Genomic DNA, 15,959 nt, shown 5'->3' with positions numbered 1-15,959 from the left:
AGCCGCAGGGCGGCGGCGTAGATCCCGGCCTCGGTCAGAGGCACCTCCCTCTTCCTGGTTCCCCGCAGGGAACTCTTCACCTTTTCCATACAGGGACGGTACCAGATTCATACAGTGTATGAAAAGGGGTCTCGGCCGCGCGGCGGGATGACGATCGCCCGCGCGACTCCGGGTTGCGGTCGACCTTCCATACGTTGTACGGTTTAAGTTCCATACAACGTATGTTTACGCGGTGCACCCGGCATCGCGGGCGCCCTTGCCCATACCGCCCCGCACAAAGGAGCAACCCATGACCGTTCAGTCCATGAACGACTCGCCACCCATAACAATGCCTCGAAGGAACCCCATCAAAGCGCTGCTGTGTGACGCCTGCGGCCAACTGCCCCACCCCTCGAAAGCCCGGCTTACCCTGGCCAACGTCACAGCCATACTGCCGATTGAGCTTGTGGTTCATACCGCTGTAGTGAACGCGGCACTCCCTTATGTTCTGAAGGTACTGGTCCTGACGGCCACCGTACTGGCTATCTGGGTCGCCGAGCCCTCCGTCCGGCGCGCATTGCGGGGCTGGCTGCACGCACCGGCGCTGCGCCACCGGCGCCGGCTGCACAACTCTGCGGCCCTGTGGCGGGTCCGCACTCTGATCGATTACAGCAACGAAGCCCAGGAGAAACTGGTAGAGGCAATCTCCGGCGTCGACGCCGAGATCCTCGTGTGCCGGAATCACACCGTTGCCGGCGGGATGCTGGACGAGCTGGTCGTCTCCACGCCAGATCATGTCACCCACGCGGAACTACTCGCTGCGGCCGCGGGCGGCGGAGGACGGGATGTCCGAGCGTGGCCGGCGACAGCCCTGACCGTGGCGGACGGCCAGACCAAGGCCCTTGCCCTTGCCCTGCGGGTCGTGGAGGACCCAGGCGAACTCCAACTCGCGGTCGCCGAACTGCTCGACGCCAAGCCCGTCGCGGCTCCCACCRSCGACAGCACCTCACCCGCGACCAGCAAACCGGCATGTGATGGCACCGTCCTGAAAATACCATCCCMCCGGCATGGACCCCTCGGCTTCTCCCGCCCCCGGGCGCCCTTCACACCGGCCGAATCCGCCCGGGCACACCGGCTAGCCGAGCTCGCCGAGCTCACTGAATTGACACGAAAACACCCAGTACGGCCTCGGCAATAGAAAACCGGGAGGTGTCGTTCCCGCTGCGGGAACCGCCCCGAAAGGAGACAACCATGACGGCAGCCCAGTCCTCACCTATCCGCTCATGCTCGGAACTTTCCTACGGAGACGAAATCGAAGCCTGGCGCTTCGGCAAGCTCCTGCACCGAGGAAGGGTGAACCAGACCCTGCCGTCCGTGGAGATGTTCTGGATCATTTGCCAAAGGACCGGAACACGCAAGCTCGTGGACATGGAGGCCGCCGCCATTCTAAGGATTCCAACAGCACCCCGAGACGCGAGATCTGCGGCACCGCCGTCGTCATCCCGTTGATGAACCGGGTCGACAGACCGCGGACTGGTAAGCCGGCACCCGGACACAGATGACCGAAGGAGCGTAAGCATCCCCCTTAAACCCGAGGGCGGGAGGCTGGCGGACGCCGCCGTGAGGGACCGGCTTGGGCAGGGGCGTCAGCCCATCCAACCGTTCGGCGGGAGTGACTCCAAACCACTGCGGCCGACTCGGGCGGGCCTCAACTCCAACCCGGGGCGGTGCCGATTTTGCGTTGCTGCAGAGGATTGCCGCCGCGCTTTGCGATGGTGGATCACTGCGCAGGAACGAACTCCCCCTCATCAAAGCCGCCAAAGCCAGGCGCCCTCAGGCGGCAACGCTACAGGACCGCACAATCAATGGTCGGCGCCCTGGCTCTCACCAAAGGCGGCGAGTTGGCCCTCCAGACCCATGATGATCGTGTCCAGCGCCAGGTGGAAGACGCGGTTCTCGTCACGGCCTGGAGGGGTGAGCCCATCTTCGCCGACACTGGGGGGGTTAAGGCTCGACCACCGGTGGAGCGCGCCGGTGAGTTCGGCGGTGAGGACACCGTTCATGGCGAAGCCCACGAGAGCGGTGAAATGAKAGAGCTCCGAGTGCGGCACCCCTGCGGCGTCCAGGATCGCGGTGAGCTCAGTCCAGAACGGGTCGTCGGGCTGGATGAAGTCCGACTGCAGGCTGAACGAGTAGCCCATGAACCTGGGGTGGCTGTGCGCCAGCGTCCGGAACTCCGTGGCGAGCAGGCGGATGCGCTCCTGCCAGGGAGCGTCCTCCAGCGTCACGGTGCGGAACTGGGCGCCGACCATTCTCGCCACGCCCCGCAGCACGGCGTCCTTGTTCGGCACGTGGTAGTAGAGCGACATCGGGTTCGCATCGAGCGCGGTGGCAAGTTTACGCATGGTGAGCGCCTCGACCCCGTCCGCGTCGATGAGCCGCAGGGCGGCGGCGTAGATCCCGGCCTCGGTCAGAGGCACCTCTCTTTTCCTGGTCCCCCGCGGGGAACTCTTCGTTTTTTCCATACTCGGACACTATCAAATTCGTACAGCGTATGGAAATAACCTCGGCCGTGCGGCGGAATGAAGCCACTCGACATTCCGGGTTGCGATCGACCTTCCGTACGATGTATGGTTGCAATTCCATACAACGTATGTTTCTGCGGTGCATCTCCAACATCACCGACGCAACAGCCCATCCACGCCCTGCACAAAGGAGCAAACCCATGACCACTCAGTTCAAGAACGAATCGCGACCCATCAGGTCTCCGCGCGCGGTCCCGCTCTTCGGCCACACGCCGCAAATCCCCAGCACCAACCCGGTGGAGTACTTCGGCGAAGTGTCCAAGCAGTTCCCCGAGGGGCTCTACAGCATGGAGATCGCCGGCATCGAGCAGGTCTTCGTCTGGGACCCGGACCTGGTGGCCGAGGTTTGCGACGAGTCGCGGTTCTTCAAGCAGATCGACAAGACGCCCCTGGCCCATGTCCGGGACTTCACGGGCGCCGGCCTGTTCACGGCCCACCAGCACGAGGAGGAATGGGGCATGGCGCACCGAGTCCTTCTCCCGGCCTTCAGCCAGCGGGCGATGAAGGGCTACTACGGGCAGATGCTGGAGATAGCCCAGAACCTGGTGGGCAAGTGGGAGCGCAGGGAGGGCCAGCCGGTCAACATCACCGACGACTACACTCGGCTGACCCTGGACACCATCGCCCTGTCGGGGTTCGGTTACCGGTTCGACTCTTTCGCCAAGGAGGATCTGCACCCCTTCCTCAACGCGCTGCTGGAGTCGCTGGTTGAGTCGCTGCGGCGCACGCAGGAGCTGCCGATGATGACCAAATTGCGCAAGGCCGATGACAAGAAGTACCGCGCGAACATCCAGCAGATGCGGGACCTGGTCGAGAGTGTGATCAGGGAGCGCCGTGAGGGGAAGGGCACTGCAGAGGATGACCTGCTGGGTCTGATGCTGGAGGCCACCGACCCGGAGACCGGCAAGGGGCTGGACGACGACAACGTCCGTGACCAGGTAGTGACGTTCCTGATCGCCGGTCACGAGACCACCAGTGGCCTGCTCTCGTTCGCCACGTACTCGCTGATGCGCAACCCGCACGTACTGGCCCAGGCCTACGCAGAGGTGGACCGCCTGCTTCCGGGCGACACGGTCCCGGACTACGACACGATCATGCAGATGGACGTAATCCCGCGCATCCTCGAGGAAACCCTGCGCCTGTGGGCTCCCATCCCGATGATCGGCAAGTCCCCGCTGGAGGACACCGTCATCGGCGGCGGCTACGAACTGAAGAAGGGAGCGCGGGTCAACATCCTCGAGGGCCCGCTGCACACCCACCCCAAGGCGTGGGACCGGCCGGAGGAGTTCGACATCAACCGGTGGCTGCCGGAGAACCGGGTCAACCACCACCCGCACGCCTACAAGCCGTTCGGCAACGGCGTGCGTGCCTGTATCGGCCGGCAGTTTGCGCTCACCGAGGCCCGCTTGGCCCTCGCGCTGGTGCTGCAGAAGTTCAAGTTCGCCGACACCAACGACTACAAGATGGACGTCCAGGAGGCGCTGACGCGCAAGCCCGGCGGCTTCGAACTGGAAGTGCGGTCCCGTCAGGAGCACGAGCGGACCGTGTTCGGCGCAGTGGACCTGCAGACCGGCGACACGCCGGCGCAGGCCGCAGTCAGCGGTGTCGGGGTGAACCTGACCGTCGCCTACGGCTCCAGCCTCGGCTCGTGCGAGGACCTGGCGCGCACCATCGCCGACCGCAGTGAGCGCTCCGGCTTCGGCACCACGCTGATCGGTCTGGACGAGCTGGGCGACAACCTGCCCACCGAGGGCCTGCTTGTCGTGGTGGCCTCCAGCTACAACGGCAAGGCCCCGGACAACGCGCAGCGTTTCGACGACCTGCTCGCTTCCGGACTCCCGGAGGGTTCGCTGTCGGACGTGCGGTTCGCACTGCTGGGGGCCGGCAACACCCAGTGGGTGGCCACTTACCAGGGCTTCCCCAAGCGGATCGAAGAAGGCCTGCTGGCCGCCGGCGCCACCCCCGTCATCGAGCGCGGCGCCGCGGATGCCGCCGGTGACTTCGACGGCATGGCCAGCCGCTGGATGGAAACCCTGTGGGCCACCCTGGCCGAGGAGTACGCCGCCGACACCTCCGAGGTGAGCAGCCCGCGCTTCCAGGTGCAGTTGCTCACCGAGGCGGACGTGCGCCCCGCGATCGTCTCCGAGCAGGCCTACCCCCTCACGGTGGTGGCCAACGAGGAACTCGTGGCCGACGCCACCGGCCTGTGGGACTTCAGCCTCGAGCCGCCGCGCCCGGCGGCGAAGTCCATCACCATCGGCCTGCCGGAGGGTGTCACCTACGAGACCGGCAACCACCTGGCCGTCTTCGCCAAGAACGAACCGGCCCTGGTGAACCGTGCCCTCGCGGCGCTCGGCGTCGACCGCGATCAGGTCCTGCGCCTGGAGCTGCCCACCGGCGGCCGCACCCACCTCCCTGTGGGCACCCCTGTGACGGCAGGACTGCTGCTCACCGATTTCCTGGAGTTGCAGGACGTGGCCACCCGCTCCCAGATGCAGACGCTGGCTGAGCACACGGAGTGCCCGTGGACCCGACCGCAGCTTCAGGCCTACACGGCCGACACCGCCGAAGCCGAGGAGCGCTATCAGACTGAGATCCTGGGCAAGCGTGTCTCCGTGCTGGGCCTGCTGGAGCGCTTCCGGGCGGTCGAGCTGCCGCTCGCGGTCTTCCTGGACATGATGGGTCCGATCCGCGCGCGGTTCTACTCCATCTCCTCCGCCCCGCTGGCCAACCCCCGCCACGTGCGCCTGACCGTGGGCCTGCTGGAAGGCCCGGCCCTGTCCGGTGACGGCCAGTACCGGGGCACCTGCTCGTCCTACATCGGCGGCCTTGAGCCCGGGGACGTCTTCTACGGCTACGTGCGCGTGCCCTCCCCGACCTTCGCCCCGCCGGCCGACCCCGCCACGCCGCTGATCCTCATCGGCCCCGGCACCGGCATCGCGCCACTGCGCGGCTTCCTGGAGGAACGCGCATCGCAGCACGAGAGCGGCACGAAGGTGGGTCTGTCGCAGGTCTTCGTCGGCTGCCGCCACCCGGAGCACGACTACTTCTACCGGCAGGAGATGCAGGACTGGGAGCAGGCCGGGATCGCCCAGGTGCACACCGCCTACTCCGCGGTGACCGGCCACCCGGCCCGGTTCGTCCAGAACGCCATCGCCAACGCCGCCGACACAGTATGGCAAGCCATCGAAGACGGCGCGCACATCTACGTCTGCGGTGACGGCCGCCGCATGGCGCCCGCCGTGCGCGAGGCCCTCGCGGCGATTCACCGCGAGCGGACCGGCAGCGACGACGAGGCCGCCCAGCAGTGGCTCGCCCAGCTCGAAGCCGATGCGCGCTACCAGCAGGACGTCTTCGCCTGATCCCCCAGACGCCGGGAGGGTGCGGCGGTCCCGACACCCCGCCCCCTCCCGGCCACCACTGAGCAAGTCAACAAAAGGAGTCATCATGGCGACGGAAACCCAGGCCACGGCCGCCCCTCACGGAGGCATCCTGGCAGCCACCGGCAAAACCGATGCAACCACATTACCGCCACCGCAACTTCCGCCTGCTCACCTTGAGCACCGGCGGGCTTGCGAGCTGACCCATACGCCATGGGCCGGCTGGTACTGCGAGACCGCAGCTGACTGAAAACCGCGGCGGTGTCCACACATTCGCCTGATCCCCCAGACTCCGGGAGGGTGCGGCGGACCCGACACCGCCCCCCTTCCCGGCCACCACCCGATTGCGAACCACCACAAACCACACGGCAGCCATCGGCCCGAACCGCCAGGAAATGCCGCTCAGAGAAAGCAGATCACCATGAATACCATGCTCGCCGGACGCTTCCACCTGGACAGCAAGAAGTTCGCCGTGGAGGAGGTCCCCATCCCCGTTCCGGGCCCGGGTGAAATCCTGATCGAGGTGAAGGCCGCAGGTGTCTGCCTGTCGGACGTCCACCTGCTCGACGGTTCCCTCGTCCCACTGTTCGCCACCTCCGACGCGGTCACCGTCGGCCACGAGGTCGCCGGTGTGATCCACACCCTCGGCCCTGACCTTAAGCGCGGACTGACCGTCGGCACCCGCGTTACCCTTGAGGCCGGCAAGACCTGCGGCCAGTGCGGCGGCTGCGTGCGCCGCCGCCCCTGTACCCAGATGCGCACCGCCGGCATCGACTACGACGGCGGCTGGGCCCAGTACACCCTCGCCCGCGAGGACACGCTCATCCCCATTCCCGACAACCTCCCCTTCGATCAGGCAGCGATCATCCCCGACGCGGTTTCCACCCCCTACGCCGCCGTCGTTGCCACCGCCGGGGTGCGCCCCGCACAGTCCGTCGGCATCTGGGGCGTCGGCGGAGTCGGCGCCCACAACGTCCGGGTCGCCCGCATGGCCGGCGCCGCGCCGGTCATCGCCGTCGACCCGCTGCCCAGCGCCCGCGAGCGTGCCCTGGCCTTCGGTGCGGACTTCGCCCTGGACCCTGCCGCCGACGACTTCGCCGACCACATCCGCATGGCTACGGGCGGACGAGGCCTGGACTTCGCCTTCGACTGCGCCGGCGTGCCCGCCGTCCGAGAGCAGGCCGCCTCCGTACTCGGCCTCAACGGCGCCCTCATCCTGGTCGGCATCAGCCCCAGGCCCCTCACCATCACCGAGGGCCTGACCTTCAACTACCTCGGCAAGCAGGTGCGCGGCCACTACGGCGGCACCCCCGAGTCCGTCAGCGAGCTGGTCCGGCTGGCCGAGGTCGGACGTCTAGACCTCGCCCCCTCGATCACCGACCACTTCCCGCTCGCCGAGGCGGCCGACGCGGTGAACCGGCTGGCGAACAAGATCGGCGACCCGATCCGCCTCATCCTGGTGCCCTGACAGCTGAACAGCAGTTCATCAAGACCAGCTCGGCAGGAGCGGGTGGGCGCCGGTGCTTGAGGGAGCACCGGCGCCGGCCTCTCGTGAACTGTCGGTTTCGTCCCGGGTCTTCAGACCCACATAAGCGACAACGAGGCAGCAACGAACCTTGTTCAGCGCACATATTCACCCCCGTGACCTACCCAACAATCGAGACAATCGAGGATGCCATGTCTAGGAAACGTCACGAGTCCCCGACGGCTGCTTCGAAGGAAAAAGTCAGCCTATGGGGGCTGGTCCTACTCGGGTTTCTCGCCTCCCTAGCCTTGGTCGCGGCGCTATCTTACGTCTTCGCCGCCTACACCACGCAGAGTCTGACACCCTTGGGAAATCAGCAGACGCTGACGACTGATCAACAGTCCGGCGTTCTTCGGAACGCCGTGACAGCAGGGGCTGCGCTCGGTGTTGGTGTGACGCTGCTCCTCACCTACCGGCGTCAAAGAGCGACAGAGGAAAATCTCTCGATCACCAACAGCCTTTTGGAACTACAGCAACGGCAGCATGATACCCAGGTGGTCTCCGCCCTTAGGGACCGATACTCACTTGCAGCAGAGCAGCTGGGGAGCAAAAAGCTCCCCCTTGCCATTGCTGGCGTCCATTCAATCGAGTCCCTGACCGATGAATGGTTTGCGGAGCGCAACGAAGTTGAGCGGCAAAACTGTGTAAGTCTTTTGACTGAATTTTTAAGACTGGCCAAGAAGGACAAAGATAATCTTTCGGATGTAGGCTCTCTCATTACCGCGACCATCCTCCGCCGCTTAAAGGCAGGGCTCGAGGAGGGACGGTACTGGGGGCTGCGCATCAACATGGCATATCATGCCCCGTCCAACATTTCCGACCTATACGTCAATGGCGCACAGCTGGACCTCCGAGGCGTTCGTGCCGAGGACCGTGGAGACCATGACCTCGGCTACATGGCCAGGTGGTACGTGGCCGCCGGCAGCGTCGACCTGACCGATCTGCAGTTGGACATGGGCAATCTTCTCTTCCAGGACTCCGTGTTTCATGGCGGCAGCGTCAGATACAGTATCGACGAAAACGGCAGTGGTCGCGGTCGAATCGAATTCAACCGATGCACTTTCAGCGGAACAAAATTTGAAAATGTCGAACAAAGCCGCGATGCCCTGTCCCTAACGTTCAAAGATTGCCGATTTGAAGACGGTAGCTTCAACTTCGCCACGTATCAGCGGCCCAAATCCTTGTCCTTCATCAACTGCACCTTCGACAAGAACATATTTACAGGCAGTAAAGAAATGAGCGGGTTTGACTTCACCGAACTCTTGATTCACAACTGCGAATTTGCGGGCGGCCTCCAAAAACTCGAAACCCGGAAAGCGCCAGAGGTTCCAGAGCGCGATTAGCATGGTGACGGTCGTTCCCCGCCGGCATCCCGAGGTCGGGCAATTCAGCGGGCAGCGTCTCCGTTCGCTGCCACCTCGTCGACGGCACCGCGCAGCCCGGCCGTTTGGAGTTCGGGGAGTGGACTGCTACATATTGCACGCGCTTCGTTGGCAGAGACACCCAACATTCGCAGCAGCGCCTCGGTCGCCCGATCCGTCGTCTCGGCGTCGTCGCGGTCCGGTTCGGCATGGATGAGCTGTCCGAGGAAGGTTGCCGCACCGACGGCGCACACCACTGCTACGTCGACGTCTGTCATTGTGAACCGACCGGAATCGACGCCGGCCTGAATGTCACGCCGGACACGCGGCGCCAGTCCTGTCTGCGCGCCGAGGATGTCGAGAGTTGCGTGCAGGATCACCTTGCTGAGCTGAGGTTCACGGCGGTGGAAGCGACCGGTCAACCGGAAGCTGGTGGCAAACGCGACGGCGGGGTCGTCGACGTCGGTGGTGAGCTCGTCCAGGACCGCGCCGAGGAGGTCCATGACGTGCTCGACCGCTGCCTCGAACAGCTGGTCTTTCGACTCAAAGTGGTTGTAGAAGGAGCCGATCCCAACGTCCGCGGCCTGAGTGATCTCCAGCACCGGCGTATTGGTCCGTCCTTGAGCCAGGAAGGACTGTGCTGCGCGGATCAACGCGGCGCGAGTCTGCGCCTTCCGTCGATGCGACCGGGTGGGTTCCGGGGACGAAGTTGGGGCTTGGGTCATCGCTGGCTCCTTGAAGTCATCCGGTCAAAGGAATCCTACCAGCGCGCCATCAATATAGTGAAGAAATCTTCAACTGCCCTTGACTGACGATATCTTCATAACCGAATATAGATTCAGAAAGTGAGGCTATCCATGAATGACCACCATGACCACCCTGGGACCCACAGCGACCTGCACACTGACCTGCATAGTGAGCAAGGGGCGCTGCGAGGCGAGCACCGCGGACGGGCGGCGAACCCGATCATCAAGGTGCATGACATCGCCTGGCTCGAGTTCCAGAAGCCAGACCTGCTCGCTGCCGAGACCTTCGCGCACGCCTTCGGCTTCGCCACGAGCCTGCGCACCCCTGACGAGCTGCACCTCCGAGGCACCGACACCGGAGCGCCGTGCGTGATCGTACGGCGCGGACCGAGATCGCAATACCTGGGCGCCGCGTTCACTGCGGCCGAGGCCTCGGACGTCCTTCGCCTGGCTGACGCGACAGGCACGACCACGAAAAAACTACCGGAGACCATCGGCGGCATAGGGGTTAACCTCGTGGATCCGAGCGGCGCGGCGATTCGCGTCGTCGCAGACACGCACAAACTCCCTGCACTACCGGCCCAGACGCCGCTCACGTTCAACTCCGGCCACGAGCTGGCGCGGGCCAACCAGACCCAGCGGCCACTGCGTCAACCAGCGACGGTTCAGCGCCTCGGTCACGTCGTGCTTCAGAGCACAAAGTACCGTGAAACGCTCGACTGGCACCTGGAACACCTCGGCCTGATCGTCAGCGACTTCCTCTACTACCCTGGCCAGCGCGAGCGCGGTCCGACAATGAGCTTCATCCGCTGCGACCGGGGTTCGACACCAACCGATCATCACACCATCGCGATGACGCTGGGACCGACGAACCGCTACGTGCACTCGGCATACCAGGTCGCTGACCTCGATGCCCTTGCCGCCGGCGGTGAGCTTCTGCACGACCTTGGGTACCACCGTTCGTGGGGGATCGGCCGCCACATCCAGGGCAGCCAAATCTTCGACTACTGGCGCGATCCCAACGGATTCCTGGTCGAGCACTTCACCGATGGGGACATGTTCGACTGCACCCTCGAGCCCGGTTGGGCACAAATGTCCGCCTCCAATCTCGCCCAGTGGGGCCCTCCGGCGAGCAAGGACTTCCTCGGTATCACCCCCGGCCGGGAGTCGCTGCGCGAGCTGGCCTCGATGGTCTCAGCCCTCCGCGACGACAACGAGTTCGATTTCACGCGCCTGCGCGGCCTGATGAAAGTAGCCACCTCATGACCGTCTCCATCCTGCGTACCGCCGACAATTGGTGGGTCCACACGCCCACCGGCGCCGCCCGTATCGCCACTCTTGCGACCACCACGGGCGAGCTGATCGCCGATCGGGCGGCCATCAATGCCGCGATCGGCGGCAGCGAAACTGTGCCGGTGGAAAACCTGGACCTCATCTCGCCGGTCACAGTGCCGTGCCGCGTGGTGGCCCAGATGACGAACTTCGCCTCGCACGTGAGGGACGCCGGCATGGATCCTAAGAAAATCCCACTGACCTTCTTCCGCAAGTCCTCGGGCTCGATCAGCGGGCCCCATGACGACGTCGTCCGGCCCGGGCACGTGCGGTTCCTCGACTACGAGGCTGAGATCGGCCTCGTGATGGGCCAAGAGACCCCGGTCGGCTCGGTTATCACCGACGACACGATCGCCGACTACGTCGCTGGGCTCGTGATCACCAACGACATCTCTGCCCGCGACCTGCAACTGCCGAAGACCCAGTTCTACGAGTCCAAGTCCTACCCGAGCTTTACGCCCGCCGGACCGACACTCGTGCTCTTCGATCCCGAGGACTGGAACCGCTTTGGTGAGCTGCGGCTGCGGCTGTGGGTGAACGGCGAGGTCCGCCAGGACATGACGGTGGCCGACATGATCTACCTCCCCGTCCAGGCGCTGGGGGCACTCACCCGCTTTCAGCACCTCTCCCCCGGCGACCTGGTGCTGACTGGCACCCCTGTCGGCACCGCACTGAGCGCACCACCGAAGCCAGTCGAGATCATCAGCAATCTGCTGCCCCCGGCCACGAAGTGGCGCCTGTTCTTCAAGGCCCAGGGCCGCAATCCGAAGTACCTCAAGAGCGGTGACGTCATCGAGATCGCCGTCAGCGCCGACGACGGGAAGATCGACTTGGGGCGCCAGCGCACGACGGTGAGGGACGCCCGGTGAACGGCACGACTCTCTGGCCACGGTACTCGAGCCCAGATGACATCGTCGACATTGAGAGGACCCCCCTGTCCGAACGCGGACTTCCGGCATCGACGTACGAGCTGCTGTGCCGAGCCGCCCGGCTCTGGCCGGATCGGACGGCAGTGGCAGTACTTCGGAACGCCGAGCGCTGGCAGGAACCCGCCACGCTGACGTTCGCTGAGCTTCTCGCCAATGTGAACCGGATGGCGAACCTGCTGAGACAAATCGGGGTCGGCCGCCAGGACACCGTGGCCTTACTCTCGCCCAACTGCCAGGAGCTCATCTCCGCGACCCTCGCCGCCCAGGCTGCCGGAATCGCCGTCCCGATCAACCCCGGCTTGTCCGAGGACCACATCGCCGAGCTGCTCCAGCGCTCGGGCGCGCGGGTGCTGGTGGCGGCCGGGCCCGATCTCGATCCCGTCGTCACCGAGGCCGCTTTCAGCCTCGCTAAGAAGGGCCTGGTGGACTACGTGCTCCTCATGTCACCGACCGGGCAGGCACCCGCTGGCCCGGCCTCGACCGTCGGATTCGCAAGCGTGGACTACCTGACGCGCCGGGCAGCAACCGCGTCGTCCGAGCAGTTCCACGGCGATCGGCCCGGACAAGGCGATGTGGCGGCACTCTTCCACACTGGCGGCACGACCGGCACCCCGAAGCTGGCGGCACACACCCAAGCCAACGAGGTCGCCGACGCCTGGATGCTCGCAGCCAACGACCTCCCCGGCGAGGACGCCGTGTACTTCGCCGCCCTGCCGTTGTTCCACGTCAATGCACTCGTGGTGACCGTCCTCGCTCCCCTTTTCAAGGGCCAGTCGGTCGTGTGGTCCGGACCGCTGGGCTACCGCGACCCCGCCCTCTACGGCGTCTTCTGGAAGCTGGTCGAGCACCACCGGCTTACCGCCATGAGCGCCGTCCCTACCGTCTACGCCACGCTCGCCGCATCTCCCGTGAACGCCGACATCAGCAGCCTGCGCCACGCCATGGTCGGAGCCAGCCCCTTGCCCGCGGCCGTGCGTGCCGGCTTCGAGACAGCCACCGGCGTCACCCTCATCGAAGGGTACGGCCTGACGGAAGCGACGTGCGTAAGCGTGCGGAGCTTCCCAGGCGCCACTATGAGTTCGCTCGGCTGCCGACTGCCCTACCAAGAGATCAAGTCGGTGCACGTCGACGACGACGGACACTGGCATGATCTCGGACCGGGCACCAGAGGCCAGCTGGTGATCAAGGGCCCGACGGTCTTTCCCGGCTACGTCATCGGCAACGGCCCCGACGGCCTCTTGCTCGACGGCCTCGGCAAACTGCGGGACGGCTGGCTCGACACCGGCGACCTCGGACAGGTAGATGAGGACGGATTCGTCCAGCTCACCGGCCGTGCCAAGGATCTGATCATCCGAGGCGGCCACAACATCGACCCGGCACTCGTCGAGGACGCCCTCCTCACGCACCCGGACGTGACGGGCGCAGCGGCGGTCGGCAGACCCGACCGGCATGCGGGAGAGGTACCTGTCGCCTACGTAACATTGGCTGCGGGTGCGACCACCAGGACCGAGGACCTGCTCCGATGGGCGGATGACCGGGTCGGGGAACGGGCGTCCTCGCCGAAGTCGGTCACAATCGTCAACCAGCTTCCGGTCACTGCCGTCGGCAAACTCTACAAGCTCGCGCTCCGGGCGGACGCCACCAGGGTAGCGCTGAGCGAGGCCTTGCGGGAGACGGCCGCCGTGCACGCCGTGGAGACCGATATCGAGGACGGCACGATAGTCGTCACCGTGCGTGCTGACGAGGCATCGCATGCGGCCGTCAAGCGCACCCTCGACGAGTACGGCGTCCGATGGCGGATCACGCATCGGCCCGCAGGAAAGGCGAATCGATGATCATCGTCCTCACGATAGCGCTGGTTGGATGTCTTACGGCGGCAATAGTATGAGCCCCCACAAGGAGGGCGTGGCGCCGGTGGTCGTGGTCGGCGCTGGCCCTTCCGGGCTGGCTGTCGCCACCCTACTCGGCCAGTACGGCGTCGAGTGCCTCGTCTTGGACCGCTGGGAGGGCGTCTACCCGCTGCCACGGGCGGTACATCTCGACGACGAGGTCTATCGCATCCTCAATCGTCTGGGCCTGGGGACGCAATTCGCTGGGCTCAGCCGCCCTGCACACGGGCTACGTTTGCTCGCACCCGACCACCGGGTGCTCGCGGAGTTCCAGCGACCGGCCGATGGCGGCGCCCACGGCTATCCCCAAGCGAACATGTTTGACCAGCCGGACCTCGAGCAGCTCATGCGCAACAACCTCCGGATCATGCCTACGGTGACCCTGCGCGGAAATGTCGAGGTTCTCCGTGTGACCCAAGGCAACGCGGCTGTCCAGGTGGACTTCACGGATCGTGCCACAGGGGCACGCGAGTCGGTCCGTGCCAGCCACGTCCTCGGCTGCGACGGCGCCAGCAGCATGGTCAGGGGAGCCATCGGCGCGGAGATGGAGGACCTGGGCTTCGAACAGCGCTGGCTGGTTGTCGACGTCGACACTTCGGCGCAACTGAACCAGTGGGAAGGCATCCACCAACTGTGCGACTCCCACCGCGCCGGTACGTACATGCGCGTCGGAGAGGTCCGCTATCGCTGGGAGTTCCGACTGCTGCCTGACGAGACTGCCGCCGACTTTGCGACGATGGATACGCTCCATCCGCTGATCCGGCCGTGGACCGGCGACGTCCCGGTGGACGATCTGCGCGTGATCCGGGTCGCCGACTACACCTTCCGCGCCCAGGTCGCCAACAAGTGGCGCGACCGCCGGGTCTTCCTCCTCGGCGACGCCGCTCACCTGAGTCCTCCCTTCATAGGCCAGGGCATGGGGGCAGGACTCCGAGATGCGATGAACCTGGCCTGGAAGCTCGCCGGTGTTCTTGCCGGCGAGCTCCCCGCAACCACGCTGGCCAGCTACCAGACCGAGCGCAAGCGGCACGCGAAAAGAACCATCACCGTCGCAAAGCTGTTCGGCCTCACCATGACCGCGGGTGGTCGCGTCGGTACGGCCCTGCGGAGGTTTTTCGCACCGGGCCTACACCTCGTGGCAGGCCTTCCCGCACAGTCAGGGACGCCTATACCCCTCGGCTCCCGGCTCTCGGCACTGGCCCGCACCTCCGCCGTCGGACGTCTCTGCCCCAACGCCCGCACTTCGGTCACCCCGGACGCCAAGCGATTCGATGAGGTCGCCGGAGACGGATTCGCGCTGCTAGCTCTCGCGATCACTCCCGAGGAGCGCGAACAGATCCTGCTCAGGGGCGCGGCGCCTGTCGTCCCGGACCCCGGATCTGAGCTCCATCAGTGGCTCGTTGGACATCGGATTGCTGCCGCGGTTGTCCGCCCGGATCGCGCCGTGGTGTTCACCGCCGACTCCGTCGCCGGGAGCCTCGCCCGCCTGCCGTCGTTCCACTCCGCGTCCGCGAAGACCGAGCGGACAGAGCGATGAAAGCGCATCGGCTCCCCATAACGTCCTCGGGCATGACCGCACTACCGGACGGCCAAGGTGAGGCGCAGCAGAAGTGGCCGTCACACCCCGCGGGATCAACCGCTCCCATACCCGAACACAAAAGGAACACCATGAACCCCACGACAGCCTACGCCACGATCCACGACAGTCTCGCCATCGACTCCGACAGCACTCAACGGCTCTTCCTCGAAGCGCGGACCGCCAATAGCTTCTCCTCCAAACCGGTCTCAGCCGACACATTGGCCGCGATCTACGAGCTGACGAAGATGAGCCCCACGATGATGAACAACCAGCCGCTGCGCATCACCTGGGTCCAGTCACCCGAAGCCCGCGAACGCCTTGCCTCGCACCTGGCCGACGGTAACCAGGAGAAGACCCGCACCGCCCCCGCAGTCGCGGTGCTGTCCTATGACAGCGACTGGCACGAACACTTCCCAACGTTCTTCCCGCCCGCCCCCGAACGCAAAGCAATGTTCGACGGCGACAGAATCAAACGCGCCGAAATCGGCAAGAACAACGCCTGGCTCCAATCCGGGATTTTCATCATGGCGGTACGTGCAGTCGGGCTCCATGCAGGCCCCATGGGTGGATTCGACGCCGCCGGCGTCGACGCTGACTTCAACGCCGGCACCACACACCGGGCGTTCATGGTGGTCAACGTCGGGGAACCAGGCG

At 65.5% G+C, this 15,959-nt stretch carries 12 protein-coding genes; 10 read left to right on the top strand and 2 right to left on the bottom strand.

Translation table 11 applies throughout. From position 1 onward, the window contains the following. Positions 1-289 precede the first annotated feature (289 nt). Both AC1DR1_RS21685 and AC1DR1_RS21680 read left to right on the top strand, forming a co-directional pair. A complete protein-coding gene (locus AC1DR1_RS21685; RefSeq protein ID WP_476993290.1) occupies positions 290-1,177 on the top strand; it encodes an amino acid-binding protein in 888 nt (295 codons plus the stop codon). 53 nt (positions 1,178-1,230) lie between these two features. Continuing rightward, entirely contained in the window at positions 1,231-1,488 is a 258-nt protein-coding gene (locus AC1DR1_RS21680; protein WP_364742613.1) for a hypothetical protein, read from the top strand. Between the two features lie 353 nt (positions 1,489-1,841). On the opposite strand, the gene AC1DR1_RS21675 is transcribed toward AC1DR1_RS21680, so the two are convergent. Then, positions 1,842-2,459, bottom strand: coding sequence for a TetR/AcrR family transcriptional regulator (locus AC1DR1_RS21675; RefSeq protein WP_476993289.1), 618 nt, complete (start codon positions 2,457-2,459; stop codon positions 1,842-1,844). Between the two features lie 245 nt (positions 2,460-2,704). On the opposite strand from AC1DR1_RS21675, the gene AC1DR1_RS21670 reads away from it, so the two are divergent. From AC1DR1_RS21670 to AC1DR1_RS21660, 3 genes are all read left to right on the top strand, one after another. Continuing rightward, the gene (locus AC1DR1_RS21670) at positions 2,705-5,926 is read left to right on the top strand and encodes a bifunctional cytochrome P450/NADPH--P450 reductase (protein WP_364742610.1); all 3,222 of its coding nucleotides are present in this window, start codon (positions 2,705-2,707) and stop codon (positions 5,924-5,926) included. A 439-nt stretch (positions 5,927-6,365) separates the two neighbouring features. Further along, positions 6,366-7,412, top strand: coding sequence for a zinc-binding dehydrogenase (locus tag AC1DR1_RS21665; protein WP_229996153.1), 1,047 nt, complete (start codon positions 6,366-6,368; stop codon positions 7,410-7,412). 173 nt (positions 7,413-7,585) lie between these two features. Next, on the top strand, positions 7,586-8,812 hold the full coding sequence (locus tag AC1DR1_RS21660; RefSeq protein ID WP_476993288.1) for a hypothetical protein: 1,227 nt from the start codon (positions 7,586-7,588) through the stop codon (positions 8,810-8,812). Positions 8,813-8,856: 44 nt separating this feature from the next. On the opposite strand, the gene AC1DR1_RS21655 is transcribed toward AC1DR1_RS21660, so the two are convergent. Next, entirely contained in the window at positions 8,857-9,555 is a 699-nt protein-coding gene (locus AC1DR1_RS21655; RefSeq protein WP_229996155.1) for a TetR/AcrR family transcriptional regulator, read from the bottom strand. 132 nt (positions 9,556-9,687) lie between these two features. On the opposite strand from AC1DR1_RS21655, the gene AC1DR1_RS21650 reads away from it, so the two are divergent. From AC1DR1_RS21650 to AC1DR1_RS21630, 5 genes are all read left to right on the top strand, one after another. Continuing rightward, positions 9,688-10,842, top strand: coding sequence for a VOC family protein (locus AC1DR1_RS21650; protein WP_229996091.1), 1,155 nt, complete (start codon positions 9,688-9,690; stop codon positions 10,840-10,842). Further along, a complete protein-coding gene (locus tag AC1DR1_RS21645; RefSeq protein ID WP_476993287.1) occupies positions 10,839-11,777 on the top strand; it encodes a fumarylacetoacetate hydrolase family protein in 939 nt (312 codons plus the stop codon). The genes AC1DR1_RS21650 and AC1DR1_RS21645 overlap by 4 nt, the downstream gene beginning before the upstream one ends. Next, on the top strand, positions 11,774-13,672 hold the full coding sequence (locus tag AC1DR1_RS21640; protein WP_229996089.1) for an acyl-CoA synthetase: 1,899 nt from the start codon (positions 11,774-11,776) through the stop codon (positions 13,670-13,672). The genes AC1DR1_RS21645 and AC1DR1_RS21640 overlap by 4 nt, the downstream gene beginning before the upstream one ends. Before the next feature lie 49 nt (positions 13,673-13,721). Then, positions 13,722-15,263, top strand: a complete 1,542-nt coding sequence (gene mhpA, locus AC1DR1_RS21635) for a bifunctional 3-(3-hydroxy-phenyl)propionate/3-hydroxycinnamic acid hydroxylase MhpA (RefSeq protein ID WP_476993286.1) — start codon at positions 13,722-13,724, stop codon at positions 15,261-15,263. A gap of 131 nt (positions 15,264-15,394) precedes the next feature. Continuing rightward, the coding region (locus tag AC1DR1_RS21630) for a malonic semialdehyde reductase (protein WP_476993285.1) at positions 15,395-15,959 on the top strand (565 nt) is incomplete at its 3' end.

The organism is Arthrobacter sp. P4_F10 (assembly GCF_056401435.1).
The sequence above is the reverse complement of the archived record's forward strand: the minus strand, read 5'-3'. Positions and strand labels throughout refer to the sequence as shown.